Genomic DNA, 15,187 nt, shown 5'->3' on the forward strand with positions numbered 1-15,187 from the left:
GCGCACGGGGTTTCGTCCGGTATGACGGAACCCCGTGCGACGGGAGGGCGGCAGGGGGGCGACGGGAGGACGGCCGGCCGGTGGCCGGGCGGCCGCCCCCGGTCACGCGGCCGCAGCCTCCGTCCGCGCGCGCTCCTGGAACTCCCGCACCGCCCGCTGCTCCCGGAACGGCTCCAGCCGCCGCCGGAAGTCCTCCAGGTACTCCTCGCCCCGGCCGGAGCGCAGGCCGGAGAGCAGCTCCACGGCGCGGGCGCCGGTGTCGCAGGCCTCCTCCAGCTCCCGCTGCTGGAGCTGGGCCGTCGCCAGCAGCACCAGGTCGACGGCGCGGCGCCGCACCCGGGCCTCGGGGTGCAGCTCCAGGGCGGTCCGCGCCTGGCGCTCGGCCTGCCGGCCCTGGCCCAGGTCCCGGTGGCAGTGGGCCAGTTCGTCGGCGAGGTAGGCCTCGTCGAAGTGCGCGATCCAGTCCGGGTCCTCCTCCGGGCGGCGGCGCTCCATCGCGTCCACCGCCCGGGCGGCGAGCAGCCGGCAGGCGCGCTCGTCGCCCAGCAGGGCGTGGCCGCGCGCCTCGGCGGCGTGGAAGAGGGCCGTCACGGTGGCGGTGGCCGCGCCCCGCGCGCCCTCCTGGGCCGCCCGCGCCAGCTGGGCGATCTCCCGGGGGTTGCCGAGGCCGGCCGCCAGGTGGCTCATGGAGGAGGCGAGGACGTACCCGCCGTAGGCGCGGTCGCCCGCCGCCTGCGCGAGGCGCAGCGCCTGGATGTAGTAGCGCTGGGCGAGGCCCGGCTGCCCGGTGTCCACGGCCATGTAGCCGGCCAGCTCGGTGAGGCGCGCCACCGCGGAGAACAGCCGCCGCCCGGTCTCCTCCCGGTACGAGCCGCCCAGCAGGCCGGAGACCACGCTGTTGAGGTAGTGCACCACCAGGGGCCGCACGTGGCCGCTGCCGAAGCGGTGGTCGAGGTCGACCAGCATCCCGGTGGCGGCCCGCACGGCGGCCACGTCGGAGTCGCCCACGCGCGGGCCGCCGGCGCGGGCGACCGCGTGGTCGGGCGGGGTGATCAGCCAGTCGCGGCTGGGCTCCACCAGCGCCGCGGAGGCCACCGGGGCACCGGTGAGGAAGTCGCGGCGGCCCACGTCGCTGCGCCACAGCTCGCAGGCCTGGTCGACCGCCCCGGCGAGCACCGGGGCGAACTGCAGCCCGACCCCGCTGGAGAGGTTCTTCCCGTCGGCCATGCCGATCTCGTCGACGCTCACCGGGCGGCCGAGCTTGCGGCCCAGGGCCTCGGCGATCACCGCCGGGGCCTGCCCGCGCGGCTGCTGGCCGCGCAGCCACCGCGCGACGGACGTCTTGTCGTACCTCAGGTCGAGCCCGTGCTCCGCGCCGCAGAGGTTGACCCTGCGGGCGAGGCCGGCGTTGGAGCAGCCGGCCTCCTGGATCAGGGACTGCAGCCGTTCGTTGGGCTGCCGTGCGACGAGCGGTCTGGCGGCCATGGCCTTATCGCCTCCCCAACGCCCCCGGCACACCCGGTGGGCGACCTGTCCTCTCCGGCCCGGCCGGCCCCTGCACCGGCACCGGTCCCGCGCGCCGGCCCCTCCCTTCGCGGAGGGGGCCCGCGCGCCCGGCCGCGGCCCCTCCACCCGCCGTGCCGCCGCCGGACCGGCCGGCGCAGCGCCGACCGTCGACGCGGGCGCGCGGCGTCCTGACCGCGACCTGCGTCACCCCCGGTGTACCCACCGCGGACCGGTCGACTCCCCGCGCGCCCCGGGGGCTGCACCCGTGCGCCCCGCCGCGCGCCGCCCCTGACCTGCGGCGCTCCGCTGCGGGACGGGCCGCGCGGCGCGGGCGGGGCTCACCGGGACGGGTGATGCCGCGTCGGACCCCCTGCCGACAGCGCCTCCTGACACCGTCACAGCCCGGCCCCTCCTCCCGCGCCCCCGGACCGCAGGGCCGCCGGGCCGCCGGATCACCGGCCGCCCGGCCCTCCGGGCGGGGAGGGCCGCCCCCGCAGCGCGGACCGGGCTCCGCACCGTCCGCGGACACCGGCCCGCGCAGGCCGTAACCCCGCGGGCCGCGGGGAGTTGAGCAGCACGTGGAAGAGACCCTGGGAGCGGCCGCGCCGGGGCGCGCCGCCGCCTCCTCCGTACGCGGCCCGGCCGCGGAAGCCGTGGGATACGTCGAGGACCGCCACTGGGACGTCTGTCCGGGCACCTGGCTGGTCGAGGGGGACGGCCGCACCCGCTGCTCGTGCGGCGACCGGACCTGTTCGGCGCCGGGGGCGCACCCCGACGGACCGGACTGGCGGTCCCTGGCCGGATCCTCGCCGGCCGCGGTGCGGCGCTGGTGGGCCGAGCGGCCCCAGGCGTCGGTGATCCTGCCCACCGGGCGGAGCTTCGACGTCCTCGACGTGCCGGAGACCGCCGGGTGCCTCGCGCTGGCGCGGATGGAGCGGACCGGGGTCCGGCTGGGCCCGGTGGTGGCGATGCCGGCCAGCGGGGGCCGCGGCCGGCGGCTGCTCTTCCTGGTGCTGCCCGGGGTGCCGCCGAAGCTGCCCGACCTGCTGCGGCGGCTCGGCTGGGCGCCCGGCCGCCTCGACCTGACGGCCCACGGCGAGGACGGGTGGATCGTCGCCCCGCCGTCGCGGGTGGGGGCGCACGGGTTCGCCCAGTGGGCCCGGCAGCCGTCCGAGGCCAACCGGTGGCTGCCGGAGGCCTCCGAGCTGATCGACCCGCTGGCGTACGCGTGCGGCCGGGAGGCGCCGCCCCCGGCGTACGCGCTCACCGCGCCGTAGCCGCCGGGCGCGCCGTCACGCCGGCCGCACCGCCGTTCCGCCCGCAGCCCCGCCTCCGCCGGAGGCGGGGCTGCGGCCGCTGCCGCCCGGCGCGCCCGCGGCCGGTCCGGCCCCGGAGGGGGCGGGACGCGGGGCGGCGTCAGCCGCGGGGGGCGTCCGCCGGACCGGACCGGCGCCGGGCGCGGCGCTCGGTGTACAGGCGCCCGGCGGCCGAGCCGAGGTGGACGACCACGCCCACCGCGATGAGCCAGGACAGGACGACCATGACGACGCCGATCGGGCCGTACTGCTGCTCGTTGGAGACGATCGCGTCGGAGAAGAACCGCGCGGAGAAGAGCCCCAGGCCCGCCCAGCAGACGGCGGTGGCCAGCGCCGGAGGGATCAGCTCGCGCCACCCGGCGGTGCCCGCGAGGAGCACGTGCATGCTCCACCACCAGAAGAGCGCCGCCAGGACGAGGCCGGCCAGGACCTGCGCCACGGGCCCGCCGCCCGCGCCGAGCGCCCTGCCGCCGGCGGCCTGCGCGGCGCCGTACGCCAGCAGGCCCGCGAGCCAGCAGAGCTGGGCGGCGGCGTTGCGCCGCCACCCCCGGTCCCGGGCGTCGAACACCCTGCGGTACCAGCCCTGGAGGGTGCCGGCGACGGCCATGGCCCCGAGGAGGAGCAGGCCGGCGCTGACCGCGGTGGGCACGACCGGGACCGGGCCCGGCTTGAAGAGGGTCGCCACGGCCTCGGCCGCCCGCCGGTCCAGGCCCAGCCAGCCGGCGAGGACCTCGGCCGCGTCCTGCCCCACCGCGGCGGTGACGACGATGAGGAACGGGAAGAAGCACAGGATCGCGAGCGCGGCCAGTTGGAAGGAGTTGCCGAAGAAGTCGACCGCCGACAGGCGGTCCCAGAGCCTGCCCGGTCCCGCCGCCCGCAGCCGCCGGGCGGCCGCCCTGCCCCTCGCGGTCGGCGGCTCGTGCGGTGTGCCCCCGCGCCCGCGCCCGGGGCGCGGCCCGTCCGGCTTCCTGCGGCCTCTCATGCCCGCCAGTCAACCGCCGGGCGCGCCCCGGGGACGGCCGACCGGGCCCGGCGAATCGCCCTGACGTTCTCTCATACCCGTTCGGCAGCGGGGAAAGCCCCTCGCACGGGGGACAGGGCTCAAGGATTGCCGGGCGCTGCCGAGGGGAGGAATCCTGTCAGGAGGGAGCAGCACCGGACGGAACGGAAGGAGTGGGAGAAGTCGGTCGGAGGTTCGGCGCCGGACGGGGAAGCCGGTGCGGTACCTCGGGGAGGGGCCCCAGGAAGGACGTCCCGGGGAGGACGTCACGAAAGGGGCCTCCGGGGAGGGAGCCGGGGGAGGGTGCCTCGGGGAGAGGTGCAGGAAAGGGAAGAGGAAGGGTCGGGGAGGGACCGCCACCCGGTGCGCTCGGGGTTCCGGGAGGCGGCTGTGGGCGGAGGGACTCGGCGCGCGGGGAGCGCCGGGGCCCTCCGCCCCCGGCGTCGCGCCGGGGGCGGGGAGCCCGCACCGGGCCCGGGCCGCGCGGTGCGCGGTGCCGCCCGTCAGGGACCCGCGACGAAGACGTGGGAGGCGATCTCCCGGTCCAGCTCGGCGGCCTCACCGCCGCTGCCGACCATCACCCCGCCCGCCGCCTGGGTGACGTGCACCACCGCGCCCGGCTGCACCCCGGCCCGGCGGAGCGTCTGCATCAGCTGGGCGTCGGTCTGGATGGGCTCGCCGATCCGGCGTACCACCACGTTCTTGCCGTCCGCCCCCGGCGCCAGCGCGTCCAGGGTGATCAGGCCCGCGTCGAAGCCCTCGTCGGCCGCCGGGGCGTCGCCCAGCTCCTCCAGGCCCGGGATCGGGTTGCCGTACGGCGACTCGGTGGGGTGGCCCAGCATCTCCAGCACCCGCCGCTCCACCGCCTCGCTCATCACGTGCTCCCAGCGGCAGGCCTCGGCGTGCACCTGCTCCCACTCCAGGCCGATGACGTCGACCAGCAGGCACTCGGCCAGCCGGTGCTTGCGCATCACGCGGACCGCGAGCCTGCGGCCCTCCTCCGTGAGCTCGAGGTGGCGGTCGCCCGCCACCCGCAGCAGCCCGTCGCGCTCCATCCGGGCGACGGTCTGGCTGACCGTGGGGCCGCTCTGCTCCAGGCGCTCGGCGATGCGGGCGCGCATCGGGACGACGCCCTCCTCCTCCAGTTCCAGGATGGTCCGGAGGTACATCTCCGTCGTGTCGATCAGTCCACTCACGGCCGCCGGCTCCGTTCCTCGAATTCCTCCCCCAATTCTGGCCCATCGGCGCGGCATGGGTACGCCGCTGTTGACAGCGGGCCCCGCCAGGCCGCACCGTGCTCGCCGGGACGGGCGCGGTCCAGACCACTGCGGTGCCGCCGCGGCGACTGCGGCCGCCCCGGCGCCGGCCGCCGACAGCGGCACCGACGGACCCAGAGCACAGGAGAGCGGACAGCCCATGACCGACCTGGCCGGACAGTACTTCGACGCCGCCCTCACGCTGCTGCGGCGGGTCCGCGACGAGGAGGCCGCCAACGTGGAGCGGGCCGCCGAGGCGCTGGCCGACGCGGTGGCCGGGGGCCGCCGGGTCTTCGCGTTCGGGGCCGGCCACTCCTCGCTGCCGGCGCAGGACGTGGTCTACCGGGCCGGCGGCCTGGTGCCGATGAACCTCCTGTGCGTCCCGGGCGTCACCGGCGTCGACGTGGTGCCCGCCCCGCTGGGCAGCGCCCTGGAGCGGGTGTCGGGACTGGCGACCGCCACCCTGGACGCCGGACCGGCCCGCAGCGGCGACCTGCTCTTCGTCGTCTCCCTCTCCGGCCGGAACACGATGCCGGTGGAGCTGGCCGCCCACGCCCGGGCGCGCGGGCTCACCGTCGTCGGGCTGACCTCGCTGGCGTACCCCGGGGCGGTGTCCTCCCGGCACGCCTCGGGGACGTACCTGAAGGACCACTGCGACATCGTGCTGGACACCAAGGTCGCGGTGGGTGACGGCGAACTGGCCCTGGAGGGCGTGCCGACCGCGTTCGGCCCGGCGTCCACCGTGGTCACCGCGGCCCTGATGCAGGCCGTGGTCGCCTCGGCGGTCGGGCGGCTCGCCGACCGGGGGGCGGAGCCGCCGCTCTTCCGCTCCGGCAACGTCGACGGCGGGACGGCGTGGAACGCGCGCCTGCTGGAGCAGGAGGCCCACCGGGTCTTCTACGCCTTCCCGGCCGGCCTGGACCGCTGAGACCCCGGAGGTCCGGTGCGGCCCGGACGGCACCCGGGCCGACGGCACCCGGGCCGGGCCGGCGGCGCCGACAGGCCCGGCGGGCGGTACCGGCGGGCTCAGCGGGCGGCGCCGCCCGCGCGGCCCGACAGGTCGACCGCCGCGGCCACCCGGGAGCCGATGTCCTCGGCGTAGGCGAGGTCGGCCCGGTCGAAGCGGTGGCGCCCCGGGCCGCGCAGGAAGGTCAGCACGCCGACCGTGCGGCCCCGGCTGCGCAGCGCCGTGCACAGGCCGTGGACGGTGGTGGACGGCCAGCGCCGCTCCACCGCCCAGGCAGCGTCGCCGCCGCCGGTGACGCAGACCGTGCCGCCGCGCTCCAGCGCCCGCAGCGCCGGGTGCAGCTCGCCGTAGCGGACGGGGATGCCCGACGGCTCCGGCCCCGGCTCCTGCGCCGCCGTGCCGACCGGGGAGGCGGCGGCCCGCACCAGGCCGCCGGTGTCGCCGTCGGCCGCCAGGTCGAGGTAGGCGTGGTCGGCGAAGCCCGCGAGGACGAAGTCCAGGTAGCCGACCGCCCCCTCCATCGGGTCCTCGCACTCGGCGGCGGCGATCCCGGCGCGGCGCAGCTGGGTGGCGCGGAAGCGCAGCACCGCCCCGCCCTGCTCGGTCTGCTCCCGCTCGGTGACGTCCTCGAAGAGCCACGCCACGCCGAGCGGCACCGGCTCCTCGCCGAGGGGCGAGCCCAGCCGGACGAACTGGCTGCGCCAGCAGCGGCGGCGGCGCTCCTCGTCGCCGCGCAGGGCGCCCCACAGCTTGACGCCGCCGAGCGGCTCCCCGGTGGCCAGCACGTGCTGGAGCGCCGACTCCAGCTCCTCCACGCCGTCGCGCAGCACCTCGCCCAGGGGGTGGCCGAGCAGGTCGGCGCGCCGGACGCCGAGGGTGCGGGCGGCGGAGGCGCCGACCGCGGCGGGCCGCAGGTCGGCGTCGACCAGGACCACGGAGAGCGGGGCCTCCTCGAAGAGGGCCTCGGACAGCCCGAGCGAGCGCTCCAGGTCGACCTGGGAGCGGGCCTCGGAGAAGGCGAAGTAGAGGCCGTCCGGCGTGCCTCCGCCGTCCTCGGCGGCGACGGGGCTGACCTGGGCGCGGACCAGGACGCGGCGGCCGTCACGGGTGAGCAGGGCGAACTCCTGCACCCGGCGGCGGCCCTCGGCGGCTGCGTCCCGCAGCAGCGCCCCGACCGTGTCGGCATCGGCCTCGCGGACCGCCCACCCGGCCAGGCCCGGCCTGCCGACCGCCTCCGCGGCGGGCCAGCCGAGGAGGCGCTCGGCCTCGCGGTTCCAGTGGGTGACGGTGCCGTCGCCGGCCAGGGCGCAGAGCCCGACCTCCATGGCCTGCATGAGGGCGGAGAGCAGGTCGCGGTCGGCCGGACGGGCGGGGGCGGCCCCGTCGGGGCCTGCCTCCTCCGGGCCGGGCGGCGGCGCGGTTCCGGCCTTGCGGAGCCGCGAGCCGGGGCCCGTCGGTCCGGGTGCCGTCGGTCGCTGTGCGGTCATGGTGCCCACCTCCCCCACACGCACGCCCATTCAACCTGCGGAATCCCGGCCGCACACCCGGTTCCGCGGATTCCCCGGCCGAATCGGCCCGTCCGTGTGCTGTGCGGCCGGCCCCGCGGCCCCCATACTGGCCGCGGTGGAGGGCCGGCGACGGGGGGTTGGGTTCCATGGCGGCGGAGTCGCGTCGGACGGTTCAGGAGTACGAACTGCTCCCGGAGCTCTTCTGGGTGGCGGACGGGGTGTCCCTGCAGGGGCAGCAGAAGACCGTCGTGATGTCGCGCCTGCACCTGGCGCTGCTGACCGCGGCGGCGGTGGCGGGGTCCGCCGACCAGCCGTGGATCGCGGGCGTGTCGGCGGGGCTCTTCTTCCTCGCGATGTGCGCCTCGGGGCTGGCGAACCTGCACAACCCGCAGGGCCTGTGGTACGAGGGCCGGGCGGTGGCGGAGTCGGTGAAGACCCTGGCGTGGAAGTACGCCGTCCGGGCGGACACGTACACGCCGCCGCCGACCGCCGTGGAGGACGCCGAGTCGCTGTACCGGCTGCAGCTGACCGGGGTGCTGCACGCCTTCCGGCGCAGCCGGGCGGTGCCGTCGGGCGTCCGGACGGACGTCACCGAGGGGATGCAGCGGCTGCGCGGCGCCCCACTGGCCGTCCGCCGGGACGTCTACCTGCGCGAACGGGTGCAGCAGCAGCACGACTGGTACGCGTCGCGGGCGCACCGCTGCGAGCGGGCGGCGCGGTTCACCGGCTTCCTGTCGGTGGCGCTGCCGCTGCTGGGCGTCCTGCTGTCGGTGCCGCGGATCGAGGGCGACTTCAGCTACGACATCCTCGGGGCGGTCGCCGCGCTGGCGGCGTCGTCGACGGCGTGGGCGCAGCTGCGGCAGTACCGGCCGCTGGCCGCCGCCTACCGGGTGGCCGCCGACGAGCTGGAGCTGATCCGGGCGCAGCTGGCCGCGATGGACCTGTCGGCGCCGGACGCGGAGGAGCGGTGGGCGCGGCTGGCCCGCGACGCGGAGGAGGCGGTGTCGCGGGAGCACACGACCTGGCAGGCGCGGCGCGAGGTGCGCGGCTGAGCCGGTCCGGGGACGCCCGGCGACGGGCCGGAGCGCGGCCGGGGTGCGGCCGGGCACGGCAGGACGCGGCCGGGCACCGCTGGGCACCGCCGGGCACGGCAGGACGCGGCCGGGCACGGCCGCGGCACGGCCGGGGCGCACGCACGGCAGGCCGGATTCCGCACGGCTGGACGGGGACGGTTCGGGGAAGAACGGCTACGGGCGGCGCGCCCCGGGTGCGCCGCCGCGGGGAGGCTCGGGTGCTGGTACTGGTACGGACCCCCGACGGCAGGGCGCTGGCGGCGGAGAGCCGGGGCGATCCGGAGGGCAGTCCGGTGTTCCTGCTGCACGGCACGCCGGGCAGCAGGATGGGCCCGGCACCGCGCGGCGCCGTCCTCCACCGGCTGGGCGTGCGGCTGGTCGTCTTCGACCGGCCGGGGTACGGCGACTCGGACCGGCTGCCCGGGCGACGGGTGGCCGACGCCGCGGCGGACGTGGCCGCCGTCGCCGACGCGCTGGGGCTGGAGCGCTTCTCGGTCGTGGGCCGCTCGGGCGGGGGCCCCCACGCCCTGGCCTGCGCGGCGCTGCTGCCCGACCGGGTGACCCGGGCGGGGGTGCTGGTGAGCCTGGCGCCGCGGGTGGCGCCGGGCCTCGACTGGTTCGCGGGGATGGCCGAGTCCAACGTCCGGGAGTACAGCGCGGCCGCGGAGAGCGCCGTGCGGCTGGCGAGCAGCCTGGAGCAGCGCTCCCGGCTGATCCGCGCCGACCCGACGGTGCTGGTCGCCGCGCTGCGCACCGAGCTGCCCGAGTCCGACCTGCGGGTCGTCGCGGACGCCGGCATCCGGGCGATGCTGGTGCGCAACTACGCGGAGGCGCTGCGGGAGTCCGCGGACGGCTGGATCGACGACGCGCTGGCCTTCAGCGGCGACTGGGGGTTCGACCCGGGGGCGATCCGGGTGCCGGTGCTGCTCTGGCACGGCCAGGACGACGTCTTCTCGCCGGCGGCGCACACCCGCTGGCTCGCGGAGCGCATCCCGGGCTCGACCGTGGAGATCGAGCCCGGCGCGGCCCACTTCGGCGCCCTGCCGGTCCTGCCGCGGATCCTGGGCTGGGCCACCGGCCAGGGCGCCGCCCGCCCGGAGGCGGCCCGCTGAGGGGCGGCCGGCCGGTCCCCGCGGCGGACCGGCCGGGGTCGGCTACATCGGCTGGGGCTCCAGGTCGCTCCAGGTCCGCTGCCAGGTGCGGACGGCCAGCACCAGCGGGTGGTCCTCGTCCAGGAGGGAGAGGAACTCCTGCAGCGCACGGGAGCGCAGCTCCTGCGCCTCGGCCTGGCGCCCGGCGGCGCGCAGGGTGACGGCGAGGTTGGCGCGGCAGGCCACGGTGCCGGGGTGGGCGGGGCCGTGCAGGGCCTCCAGGCCCGCCAGCGCGGCCCGTTCCAGCTGCTCGGCCTCCTGCAGCCGGCCGGCCTCGGCCCGGAAGCCTCCCAGGTTCGCCATCGCCCGGAGGGTGAACGGGTGCTCGTCGTCGAGCACCGCCCGCAGCCCTTCCAACGCCTCCTCGGCGAGCCGGACGGCGCGGTCCTGGACCCCGGCGCCCCGCAGGTGGACGGCCAGTCCGGCGGAGCAGGCCAGGGTGAAGGGGTGCCGTTCGCCCATGGTCCGCCGGTACCCCTGGAGGGACTCGGCGGCCAGGTCCCGGCCGCGTGCCGCGTCGCCGGCCGCGGCGAGGTCGGCGGCGAGGGTGAGGGCGCAGGCGAGGGCGTCGGGCGTGTCGGCGCCGTACCGCTTCAGGTACAGGTCGTAGGTCTCGCTGCTGAGGCGCAGGGCCTCCTCGGTGCGGCCGACGCGCCGCAGGGAGACGGCGAGGCTGGTGGCGGCCCGCAGCGTCTCGGGGTAGTCCTCCCCCAGGACCTCACGGCACCGGGGGACCGTCTCCTGCAGCAGGTCCAGCGCGCCGCCCCAGTCGCCGGTGTCGCGCAGGTCCCGCGCCAGGTGGGACATGGACATGAACGTGTAGTGGTGGTCCGGGCCCAGCACCTCGCGGCGGCCGTCGAGGGTGTCCCGGTCGATGTCGGTGGCCTCGGCGGACAGGCCGGCCAGCCGCAGGTCGACGGCGAGGTTGCTGGCCGCCGAGAGGGTGCGGTGGTGGCGGTCGCCGAGCAGGTCCTTGAACTGCCGGTGGATGTCCCGGTCGCGCTCCAGGGCGTCGTCGAAGCGGCCCAGCGCCCGCAGGTCGGCCGCGAGACTGCCGGCGGTGGTGAGGGCGTCGGCGTTCTTCGGCGAGAGCACCGCCTGCTGGCGCTCCAGGGTGGCCTGGTCGAGGTCGAGGGCCGCCTGGTAGTCGCCGCGGCTGCGGAGCACGTTGGCGATGTGGAAGCGCAGGCCGAGGGTCTGCACGTCCTCGACGCCGAGCTTCTCGGTCCAGACCTCGTCGAGGCGGGTGCCCAGGGCGAGGGCGGGTTCGTACTCGCCGCGCTTCCACAGGTACCGCACCCGGTCGATCAGCAGCTGGCGGGTGGCCGGCTCGTCGCAGATCTCGGCGCCGGAGGGCCGCAGGTGGGGCCAGATCTCCTCGAAGCGCTCCCAGTTGCGCGGATCGTCGGTCTCGCCGCGCTCGGGGCGGGCGTCGACGAGGATGCGGTGCACCTCGTGCATCGCCTGCTCCTGCTCGGCGGGGGTCATCTTCGACCGGATGACGGCCTGCACCAGGCGGTGGATCTGGATGCCCTTGCCCTGGCCGCCCTTGGCCAGCGCGTAGCGGTTGATGGCCTGGATGGAGCGGCCCAGCAGGTAGCCGGCCTGGGGGTCGTGGTCGTAGGGGACGAGCGCCTCGCGCATCCTGCGGCTGTGGACGAGGTTCAGCGCGATGGGCTCCGGGGCGAAGAAGGCGCAGAGCTGGAGGAGCCGCACCGCCGCGGGGTTCTCGGCCTGCAGGCGGGCGATGGAGACGTTCCAGGTGGCCGCGACCGGCTCGGGGTAGTGGGGGGAGGTGGCGACGCCCAGGGCCTCCTGCGGCTCCTGCCGGAGCTGGGCGACGTAGCTCTCCACCGGGGTTCCGGTCTCGGCCAGCCAGGCGCCCGCGACCTCGACGGCCAGCGGCAGGTCGCCGACGGCGGCCGCCACCTCGTCGGCCTCGTCCTCGGTGAGGGAGGGCGAGCGGCGGCGCAGGTGCTCGACGGACTCCCGACGGTCGAAGACGTCCACCGGCAGCGCCTCCGCGTGGGCGGACCAGGCGTGGTTGCGGGAGGTGACCAGGACGTGGCCGGAGCCGCCGGGGAAGAACCGCTTGACCTCGACGGGGTCGTCGGCGTTGTCGAAGACCAGCAGCCACCGGTCGGTGACCGTGCCGCGCCGCAGCGCCTGCCGGGCGGCCTCGGCGGCCTCCGAGACGTTGTCCCCGATCCGCAGCTTCAGCTCGGCGGCCAGGTCGGCCACGGCCGGGGAGGTCCGGGCCAGCTCGGCCGCCAGGTCGGCGAGGGCGGTGACGACCTGGTCGCCCTGCTCGGCGTTGATCCACCAGACCAGGTCGTAGTCGGCCATGAAGCGGTGCGCGTACTCCTGGACGACCTGGGTCTTGCCGACGCCGCCGAGGCCGTAGACGGTCTGCGGGGTGGGGAGGACGGCGGTCATGCCCGCCCCCAGCTGGTTGCGGAGCCGCTCCAGCACCTGGGCGCGGCCGGTGAAGGCCGGGTTGCGCGGCGGGACGTTCCACACCGCGGGCCTGGTGCCCGGGAAGCGGGGCCCGCCCTCGGCCGCGGGGGCCACCGCGGTCTCGGGGCGGCCGAGGGCGCGCAGCACGGCCGACCGGGCCGGGCCCTCGGCGAGGTGCAGCAGGTCGACGGCCACGGGCAGGCGCAGGCCGGCGGCGTGCCGGACGTCGCCGACGCGCACGGGCACCAGCTGGCGGCGGATGCCGGACGGGTCGCGGCCCACGACCGTGCTCATCAGGTCGCGGGCCTGCGGGTTGCGCAGGTAGGCGGCGGAGAGCAGCACGACGGTGCGGCGGGCCGCCTCGGCGCCGGTCTCGGGCTGCCGTCCGGCCGCGGGCTCGGCGCCGATGTCCCGCACCAGCACCTGGAACCCGGCGGCGGTGAGCACGGACTCGATCCAGTCCGCCCACATGCGGTCCTCGGCGGCGTAGGAGAGGACGAGTTCGCTGGGCCCGGCCGGGCGGCGGCGGGTGTAGAGGTCCACGGTGCGCAGCCGCTCCGCCTCGGGCACCGGCGGCAGCGCCGTCACCCGGCCCTCGGTGACCACCGAGGTGAGGCGCTCGCAGGAGGCGAGCATGGAGGAGGACAGGCCCGGGGTGTCGCCGAAGGTCGCGAGGATCTCCTCGTACGCGTAGAAGGGCCGGTACGGCACCTCGACCGCGCCCCAGTAGGACGCCAGCTCCTCCTCGCGCAGGCCGGCGGGGAGCCCGTCGAAGCGCAGCCGGGCCAGGGCGCGGCCGGCGTCGGCCTTCTCCTTCTCCCCCTCGTCGACGCGCATGGGGACCGGCAGGATGCGGATGCTGCGGTTGCGGTAGCGCTCGTGGATGTGCTGGGCGACGGAGGCGGCGCCGTCGATGGACTGGTCGCTGAGGGTGAAGCAGACGACCAGGACGTCCGGCATCTCCACGGTGCAGATGTCGGCGATGTCGCTGAGGCCGGTGCGGCTGTCGATCAGGATCCAGTCGTAGTGCTGCCGCATGTCCTCGCGCAGCGCCGCGAAGAACCGGCCGCCGGCGAAGCGGTCGTAGAAGTCGTCCCAGTAGAGGCTGCCCAGGGTGGCGGAGTAGTCGCGGTTCTGACGGCCCGCCGAGAGGAAGTCGAGGCTGCCGCCGCCGGGGAACTCCCACTGCAGGGAGAGGGCGTGCCGGCGGGCCCGGGCGTACTGGCGGTGCCAGTCCGGCGCCCGGGGGACGTTGCGCAGCGCCTGCTCCCGGTACTCGGTGATCAGGTCGATCATGCCGGGGCTGGTGCCCAGCAGGGCCGGGTCGAGGAAGGGGTGGAAGAAGCGGTGCAGGCCGGGGGCCTCCAGGTCCCAGTCGACGGTCAGCACGCGCATGCCGTTGGCGGCCAGGATCCAGGCGGTGTTGGCGAGGGTCATGGTGCGCCCGGTGCCGCCCTTGTACGAGTAGAACGTGACCACGCGCCCGTCGCGGCTCTCGGTCATGCTGCTCCTCCGCCAATGTCGGTGTAGTCGTCGTCGGGCCGGTGGCCGGGCTGGGGGTCGGACGGCCCGTCCGGTCTCCCGGGCCCGCGGCCGGGCGGGGGGTCGGGGACGCCGGGGGCGAGGGGCCCCATGAGCCGGGGCAGGCGCACGGGCTCCCCCTCCGGGGGATGGGTCACGGCGTGCCGCAGGTACTGCTGGGAGGCCCGGCGCACCGCGGTGGGCAGGTCGTCGTAGAAGACGTCCAGGTTGGGCAGCAGGGTGCGGGTGAGGCGGTAGGAGGTGGGGCCCTCGTGGAGCTTGCGGTGGAGCGCCTCCTCGGTGGCGGCCTGCAGCTCCTCCTCGCGCCGGGCGGCCCCGGCGTGGTCGCGGTTCCACGGCAGCATGATGCTGATCCAGGGGCGCGGCACGGCGTCGAGGCGCTGCAGCAGGCCGCGGTGGCGCGGGTCGGTGAGCGCCCAGCGGTCGACCAGGAGCAGCTCGGGGCCGGCCGGGGGGCCGGGGGCCAGCATCCGCTCGGCCTCGTCCTCGAAGGCGCCCACCCGCACCCGGTAGTCCAGGCTGCGGGCCAGGTCGGCGACGTGGTCGGCGAGGGCGCGCTTGGAGTGGGGGTGGTAGGGGTTCCAGTCGACGGGCGAGGGGCCGTAGCAGTCGGCGCAGCGGGCGCCGGTGCGGTCCCGGCGGCTGCCCGCGAGGACGACCACGCGGAGCTCCTGCACGCCGTCGGCGGGTTCGAAGGCGCTGGGCACGTCGCGGTAGTCGGCGCGCCGGCCCGGCGGTATCCGGGTCTCGTGGGCGACGGTGACGATCCGCTTGGCGAGGTGGTAGACCACCCGTTCGTAGTCGGAGTGCAGGTAGCCGAGGCGGCTGAGGCCGTACAGCCCCTCGGAGGCGTAGTCGGGGCCGAGGTCGGCCTGGCTGAACTGGAGGCTCTCGGCGGGCCCCGGCAGGGACTCGGGCGGCACCGGGACCCATAACGCCGGCACCATGCCCTCCATGCGGCGCGCCCCCGCCGCCCGGTGGTAGGCGGTCCGCCGGGAGAAGAAGAACCACTCCTTGCCGCACTGCTCGCTGCTGAAGTAGCGGGGCGAGTACAGGGGTACGAAGACCCGGCAGCGCGACAGCGCGTCGGACAGGCTCGCCGGCCAGCCCTCGCCGGGGGTGAGCCGGCGGTCCATGAACCCCGCCGCCGCCCCCCTGGGCAGGTCGGTCATCTGCATGACGTCGGCGCACAGGTCCTCGAAGAAGCGGTCGACCAGGAGGTCGGGGTCCCCGGACCGGCTGTCGCTGGGCGGCGTGTGGGCGTAGCTGAGGAAGAAGTAGGGTTCGGAGCCGCCCCCGGAGGCTCCTCCTGGTCTCTGCACGTGTGCCCCCGCCCCGCAGATGAAGGAGCATCAGTGTAGGAAGCGACGGACCGTCAGCGGAACACCGCGTGCGGACTCCGTCCGCTTTC

10 protein-coding genes are annotated in these 15,187 nt (G+C 76.9%); 4 read left to right on the plus strand and 6 right to left on the minus strand.

Annotation, left to right across the window (positions count from 1 at the left end; all coding sequences use genetic code 11):
- Positions 1–102 precede the first annotated feature (102 nt).
- Positions 103–1,485: a transcriptional regulator gene (locus tag ACFY07_RS17355; protein WP_390869434.1), complete on the minus strand. Its 1,383-nt coding sequence runs from the start codon at positions 1,483–1,485 to the stop codon at positions 103–105.
- Positions 1,486–2,084: 599 nt separating this feature from the next.
- On the opposite strand from ACFY07_RS17355, the gene ACFY07_RS17360 reads away from it, so the two are divergent.
- Positions 2,085–2,783, plus strand: a complete 699-nt coding sequence (locus tag ACFY07_RS17360) for a bifunctional DNA primase/polymerase (protein WP_390869435.1) — start codon at positions 2,085–2,087, stop codon at positions 2,781–2,783.
- 139 nt (positions 2,784–2,922) lie between these two features.
- Here the strand turns inward: ACFY07_RS17360 and ACFY07_RS17365 are convergent, their stop codons facing one another.
- Together ACFY07_RS17365 and ACFY07_RS17370 are read right to left on the minus strand one after the other, a co-directional pair.
- Entirely contained in the window at positions 2,923–3,804 is an 882-nt protein-coding gene (locus ACFY07_RS17365; RefSeq protein WP_390869436.1) for a ribonuclease BN, read from the minus strand.
- A 521-nt stretch (positions 3,805–4,325) separates the two neighbouring features.
- Positions 4,326–5,018, minus strand: a complete 693-nt coding sequence (locus ACFY07_RS17370) for a metal-dependent transcriptional regulator (protein ID WP_230648985.1) — start codon at positions 5,016–5,018, stop codon at positions 4,326–4,328.
- 220 nt (positions 5,019–5,238) lie between these two features.
- On the opposite strand from ACFY07_RS17370, the gene ACFY07_RS17375 reads away from it, so the two are divergent.
- Positions 5,239–6,006 carry a sugar isomerase domain-containing protein gene (locus ACFY07_RS17375; RefSeq protein ID WP_390869437.1) on the plus strand — a complete coding sequence of 256 codons (768 nt, stop codon included), beginning with the start codon at positions 5,239–5,241 and terminating at the stop codon, positions 6,004–6,006.
- A 98-nt stretch (positions 6,007–6,104) separates the two neighbouring features.
- Here ACFY07_RS17375 and ACFY07_RS17380 read toward each other — a convergent pair whose 3' ends face one another.
- Positions 6,105–7,532, minus strand: coding sequence for a PAS domain-containing protein (locus ACFY07_RS17380; protein ID WP_390869438.1), 1,428 nt, complete (start codon positions 7,530–7,532; stop codon positions 6,105–6,107).
- A gap of 167 nt (positions 7,533–7,699) precedes the next feature.
- On the opposite strand from ACFY07_RS17380, the gene ACFY07_RS17385 reads away from it, so the two are divergent.
- Positions 7,700–8,605, plus strand: coding sequence for a DUF4231 domain-containing protein (locus ACFY07_RS17385; protein ID WP_390869439.1), 906 nt, complete (start codon positions 7,700–7,702; stop codon positions 8,603–8,605).
- Between the two features lie 239 nt (positions 8,606–8,844).
- Positions 8,845–9,738 carry an alpha/beta fold hydrolase gene (locus tag ACFY07_RS17390; protein WP_230648993.1) on the plus strand — a complete coding sequence of 298 codons (894 nt, stop codon included), beginning with the start codon at positions 8,845–8,847 and terminating at the stop codon, positions 9,736–9,738.
- A 42-nt stretch (positions 9,739–9,780) separates the two neighbouring features.
- Here ACFY07_RS17390 and fxsT read toward each other — a convergent pair whose 3' ends face one another.
- Together fxsT and ACFY07_RS17400 are read right to left on the minus strand one after the other, a co-directional pair.
- Positions 9,781–13,737 carry an FxSxx-COOH system tetratricopeptide repeat protein gene (fxsT, locus tag ACFY07_RS17395; RefSeq protein ID WP_390869440.1) on the minus strand — a complete coding sequence of 1,319 codons (3,957 nt, stop codon included), beginning with the start codon at positions 13,735–13,737 and terminating at the stop codon, positions 9,781–9,783.
- The gene (locus tag ACFY07_RS17400) at positions 13,734–15,098 is read right to left on the minus strand and encodes a TIR-like protein FxsC (protein ID WP_390869441.1); all 1,365 of its coding nucleotides are present in this window, start codon (positions 15,096–15,098) and stop codon (positions 13,734–13,736) included. The genes fxsT and ACFY07_RS17400 overlap by 4 nt, the downstream gene beginning before the upstream one ends.
- Positions 15,099–15,187 lie beyond the last annotated feature (89 nt).

The sequence above is a fragment of the Streptomyces sp. NPDC001380 genome, from assembly GCF_042895785.1.
Taxonomy (GTDB): Bacteria; Actinomycetota; Actinomycetes; order Streptomycetales; family Streptomycetaceae; genus Peterkaempfera.

Coding starts and splice junctions, on each gene's coding strand:
- ACFY07_RS17385 (WP_390869439.1), top strand. CDS start 7,700: ATGGCGGCGGAGTCGCGTCGGACGGTTCAGGAGTACGAACTGCTCCCG.
- ACFY07_RS17380 (WP_390869438.1), bottom strand. CDS start 7,532: ATGACCGCACAGCGACCGACGGCACCCGGACCGACGGGCCCCGGCTCG.
- ACFY07_RS17355 (WP_390869434.1), bottom strand. CDS start 1,485: ATGGCCGCCAGACCGCTCGTCGCACGGCAGCCCAACGAACGGCTGCAG.
- fxsT (WP_390869440.1), bottom strand. CDS start 13,737: ATGACCGAGAGCCGCGACGGGCGCGTGGTCACGTTCTACTCGTACAAG.
- ACFY07_RS17375 (WP_390869437.1), top strand. CDS start 5,239: ATGACCGACCTGGCCGGACAGTACTTCGACGCCGCCCTCACGCTGCTG.
- ACFY07_RS17365 (WP_390869436.1), bottom strand. CDS start 3,804: ATGAGAGGCCGCAGGAAGCCGGACGGGCCGCGCCCCGGGCGCGGGCGC.